Origin of the sequence: Arthrobacter sp. HMWF013 (genome assembly GCF_003061105.1) — a bacterium.
Lineage (GTDB): Bacteria > Actinomycetota > Actinomycetes > Actinomycetales > Micrococcaceae > Arthrobacter.
Map to the genome: position 1 here is coordinate 1 of NZ_QAIQ01000506.1, position 3,839 is coordinate 3,839.

Genomic DNA, 3,839 nt, shown 5'->3' on the forward strand with positions numbered 1-3,839 from the left:
GGCTACGGCGGCCTGGGGACTTCGGGCAGCGGCTATGTCCTGGCAGGGGCCATCGCAGGCCTCCGCGCCCGTGGCACCACCGACGCGCAGGCAGCCTGCTGGGGCAGCCACCTCCACGCCGCGGCCGCCGACAGGTTGGCGAGCAGGCTGGGCCCGATGGGGTTCCTGGCCCGCGAGCTGGCCGACCAATTGCCGGCCCTCATGCTGGAACTCAATACCTGACTTTGCCTCCACCGGCTACCACTGCCGAGTGTCGGGGAGTTGAAAACTCGAGTACACACTACTGATGCTTTCCCCCGCCCCTGCGACGTAGCGTCTTTGCTTACCGCGGGACTTCATGAGCAACGACTTTCGGGGGGCGGGTCAATGAGTTCGGAACTACGCACAAGCTATGCCCGCCGGCTGCCCTGGGCCGATGGCCAGTCCGGGAAGGCTTTCCCCCGGGGTGGCATCCGTGAGCTCTGGAGCAATGCCGGAACCCACGGGCGTTCAGAATTCCTGCTGGATTTCCGCGCCGACAGTGAGCCCGAATCGCTCCGCCTCCTGGCTTCTGCCGCGGTGTCGGCTCTCGCAGACGATTCCACCTCCGATCTGGACTGCGCCGTATCGCTGGCGCGCCCAGGCCAGACACCGCTGACCGTGGGCACCTCCGACGGTGCAGCGGGCCTTGCCAGGCTGGACCAGAACCACGGGGACGGCCCTGTTTCGCAGGCGATGAGGGGACGGCTGGCGGTCATCGTCAACGACTCGTCCAGGGATCCGCGATGGCCCCGGTATTGGGGTCCGCTCCGGGACGCCGGCTACCGGTCTGTGGTTTCTGTTCCGTTGGCGCGTGAGCCCGGATGCGCGGCGGCGCTGACGTTCCTGGCCGGGAACACCACGGGGTTCACCCCGACTGTCCTGGCCGACGTCGTGGCTTTCAGCAACCTTGCCGGCAAAAGTTTCCTGATGGCGACCGAGATGAGGGCCGCCCTTGCCACGGCCGGCCACCTGCGCGCGGCCATGGAGGGCCGGACCTCCATCGACGTCGCATGCGGGGTCATCATGGGGCAGAACCGCTGCTCCTACGAGGACGCTTTCAACATCCTCACCAGGGCTTCCAGCCACCGGAACGTCAAGGCGCGGGTGATCGCGGACACCATTCTGAAGGATCTTCCAGGCGGCCCGCCCGCCACCCATTTCCAGGGATGAAGCGGTAATGGGTCACGGGAAGGACGGCCATGACGCAGAGTGACGGCAGCGTCGCGCCCCTCCTTGATCCGACCGTGCTGAGCCGGCTGCGCGATGAGCTCGACGACGATGAAGGGGTCTGGAAGGTGTTCGTGCAGAACTTCATCGAAGCCCTTCCCCAGAGGACCGAGAAGCTGCGCATGGCCCTGACCACAGGGGACCTGACCGGCGCCTTGGACGCGGTCCTCAGCCTCAAGACGTCCAGCCAGATGGTGGGCGCGGAACGCCTGGCAGGACTTGCGTTCGACCTCGAGCTGGCCATCCGCGACGAAACCCGGGACAACGAACCCGTCACGGTACTGCCCAGGCTGGCCACGGAGCACCTCCGCCCGATCATCAAGTGTTCCAGGCAGACCACCTATCTCCTGCTGGAGTACCTTCAGCCCAAGAAAGGCCAGAGGTAAAGGGGGAAACTCCTCATCGTCGAATACGATTCTGTGATGCCTCTCCTTATCGCTCCGGACGTACGTTTTCATTCCTCCTGGCTGGAAGGAGCCGCAGAATTTGACGGCTCCCGGCAGGACGGCGCGGGTGCGGACGGCTGGCCCCTGGAAGAGCTCAAAGATGCCCACACCTTCCAGCGGTTCGTGGACGCCCTCGTCATCGACGCGCTGCCGGAAAGCCCGCGGAAGCCGGGGCTCGTTCCGTGCACCTACCTCTGGATGGTGGAAGACGGCACATTCCTTGGTTCGCTGGCCATCCGGCACGGGCTGAACGAACATCTCCTCAACCAGGGCGGGCACATCGGCTACAGCGTGAGGCCTTCCGCGAGGCGCCGCGGCCACGCGTCGGCCGCCCTGGCCGCAGCCCTCCCGGTGGCCCGGGACCTGGGGATCTCCCGGGTCCTCATCACGTGCGATGAGGACAACGCCGGTTCCCGCGCGACCATCGAAAGGAACGGCGGCGTCTACGAGGATACCCGCGGTGGCAAACGCCGCTACTGGGTGGAGCCCGCGTAGAGAATTACAGCCGGGGATGTCACACAAGCCAAATTAGCGCACACGAAAGTTGCTTAATTCCGCAAGGCCGGTAATCTTTCCCCTTAGGTAAGCCTACCCTTGGCTTCCACGAGCCGAGGCGCACTTCGTTATGACCGCAAACTACCTGATCGGCCTCCGGGAAGGTCTCGAGGCGACGCTCATCGTCGTCCTCCTGATGGCGTATCTGGCCAAGAGCGGCCGCTCCCACCTCCTGCCGAAGCTGTGGACCGGCGTGGCAATTGCCGTGGCCGCATCGGTGGGATTCGGCGCACTCCTCAGCTTCGGCCCCCGCGGCCTGACCTTTGAGGCGCAGGAGGCGATCGGCGGAACCCTGTCCGTCATCGCCGTCGGCCTGGTCACCTGGATGGTCTTCTGGATTGCAAGGACGGCCCGGACGCTGGGCAGCGACCTCCGGTCCCGGGTGGACCAGACGTCCACCGGCTCCGGCTGGGGGCTTGCCGTTGTTGGTGCAGTGGCGGTGGGCCGCGAAGGCCTCGAAACGGCCTTGTTCCTTTGGGCGGCAGCCCAGTCATCCGGCTCTTCCACCACACCCCTGGTAGGGGCGCTGCTGGGGCTCGCCACAGCCATTGTCCTCGGCGCCCTGCTGCACCGCGGCGTGCTGAAGGTCAACCTCGGAAAGTTCTTTACCTGGAGCGGCGCCGCCCTGATCATCATCGCCGGTGGGGTCCTGGCATATGCCATCCACGACTTTCAGGAGGCCGGCATCCTTCCGGGCCTCCACAGCCTGGCCTTCGACGTCTCAGCCGCAGTGCCGCCGTCGTCCTGGTACGGGACCTTACTCAAAGGCACCCTGAATTTTTCCCCGGCCACCACCTGGCTTGAAGCAGCCGCCTGGCTGCTTTACGTGCCGCTGGTGCTCTGGCTGTACTTCCGGTCCCACCGCCGCGCCCAACCCGCGGCCGTCACCCCGGAACCGGTCCGCAGCGCCGCCGGTTCCTGATCCGCCCCCCGTCACACCCCAAAGGAATACCCGTGCCCCATCTCGCCAAAAACAGCCGCCTCCGTTACGTGCTGGCCGCCGCCGTCCTGCCGCTGACGCTCGTGGCCTGCACTGACAACAGTGCACCGGCCGCCACCGGCCCCATCAAAGTGTCCAGTACGAGCGACGCGTGCGCCTTGTCCAGCTCGAGCACCACCAGCGGTAACGTGACGTTTGCGATCCAGAACGACGGCGACCAGGTCACCGAGTTCTACCTCCTTGCCGAAGACGGCCTGCGCATCATCGGCGAAGTGGAGAACATCGGCCCGGGGCTGACCCGCAACCTGGTGGTCACGGCGCCCGCAGGCAAATACACGACGGCGTGCAAGCCCGGCATGCAGGGCGATGGCATCCGGTCCGCGTTCGAAATCACCGAATCCGGCGACAAGCCCGCGGTGGACACCAACGTCAAGGCCCTCACGGACACCGCTACGGCCCAGTACCTGGCCTACGTCAAGGACCAGAGCGAACAGCTTCTGGCCGGTACCAAGGAGTTCGCGGCAGCCTACGCAGCAGGGGATGCGGACAAGGCCCGCGGCCTCTACGCCGCTACGCGCATGCACTGGGAACGGATTGAACCGGTGGCGGAGTCATTCGGAGACCTGGACCCGAAGCTTGACGCCCGTGAG

Annotated in this window: 6 protein-coding genes; all 6 read left to right on the forward strand. The window is 66.0% G+C overall.

The features are described 5' to 3' along the window. Window positions 1–222: NAD(P)H-hydrate dehydratase (locus DBR22_RS17780; RefSeq protein ID WP_308810233.1), on the forward strand; the 222-nt coding region annotated here is incomplete at its 5' end. Window positions 223–366: 144 nt separating this feature from the next. Continuing rightward, window positions 367–1,191, forward strand: coding sequence for a GAF and ANTAR domain-containing protein (locus DBR22_RS17785; protein ID WP_108600111.1), 825 nt, complete (start codon window positions 367–369; stop codon window positions 1,189–1,191). 29 nt (window positions 1,192–1,220) lie between these two features. After that, the gene (locus DBR22_RS17790; protein ID WP_108600112.1) at window positions 1,221–1,634 is read left to right on the forward strand and encodes an Hpt domain-containing protein; all 414 of its coding nucleotides are present in this window, start codon (window positions 1,221–1,223) and stop codon (window positions 1,632–1,634) included. A 36-nt stretch (window positions 1,635–1,670) separates the two neighbouring features. After that, window positions 1,671–2,189, forward strand: a complete 519-nt coding sequence (locus DBR22_RS17795; protein WP_108600113.1) for a GNAT family N-acetyltransferase — start codon at window positions 1,671–1,673, stop codon at window positions 2,187–2,189. A 130-nt stretch (window positions 2,190–2,319) separates the two neighbouring features. Then, on the forward strand, window positions 2,320–3,171 hold the full coding sequence (gene efeU / locus DBR22_RS17800) for an iron uptake transporter permease EfeU (RefSeq protein WP_108600114.1): 852 nt from the start codon (window positions 2,320–2,322) through the stop codon (window positions 3,169–3,171). A 32-nt stretch (window positions 3,172–3,203) separates the two neighbouring features. Then, on the forward strand, window positions 3,204–3,839 hold a 636-nt coding region (locus DBR22_RS17805), incomplete at its 3' end, for an imelysin family protein (protein WP_258229274.1).

Coding starts and splice junctions, on each gene's coding strand:
- DBR22_RS17785 (WP_108600111.1), top strand. CDS start 367: ATGAGTTCGGAACTACGCACAAGCTATGCCCGCCGGCTGCCCTGGGCC.
- DBR22_RS17790 (WP_108600112.1), top strand. CDS start 1,221: ATGACGCAGAGTGACGGCAGCGTCGCGCCCCTCCTTGATCCGACCGTG.
- DBR22_RS17795 (WP_108600113.1), top strand. CDS start 1,671: ATGCCTCTCCTTATCGCTCCGGACGTACGTTTTCATTCCTCCTGGCTG.
- efeU (WP_108600114.1), top strand. CDS start 2,320: ATGACCGCAAACTACCTGATCGGCCTCCGGGAAGGTCTCGAGGCGACG.